The organism is Bradyrhizobium sp. MI1.4 (genome assembly GCF_055811315.1).
Genome location: NZ_JBVVPP010000164.1, coordinates 1 through 344 on the forward strand (window position 1 = coordinate 1; position 344 = coordinate 344).

The following is a 344-nucleotide window of genomic DNA, read 5'->3' on the forward strand; positions in this document are numbered from 1 at the left end:
GACCGACGAGATGGTCTGGCCGCTGTTGACCGTCAGGGTACCGGCAACGTTGCTCTGCACGCCGCTGGCAAGGTCGATCGCGGTCAGGACGTCGCCCACCGCAGCCTTCGTTCCCGAACCGAGATAGACCGTCACGTTGCCGCTGGTGTTGTCGGTGTAGACGTTGCCGGTCGTGATACCGGTGGCAGCGACCTTGGTCTGGCCGGTCGGAGCGGTCGTGGGCGCGTCGCCGGAGGCAAAGGTGATGGTCTTGCCGTTGACGGTGAACGTGTCGCCCGCGGCAACGCCGGCGTTGGCGTCGCCAGCGGTCGCCGTGCCGTTCAGCAGGCTCGCGCCGGTCGTCG

General features: G+C 68.0%; 1 protein-coding gene. It reads right to left on the reverse strand.

Annotated features, from left to right (window positions below; genetic code table 11):
- Positions 1 to 344: DUF1522 domain-containing protein (locus tag AC0L23_RS40105; RefSeq protein WP_473358439.1), on the reverse strand; the 344-nt coding region annotated here is incomplete at both ends.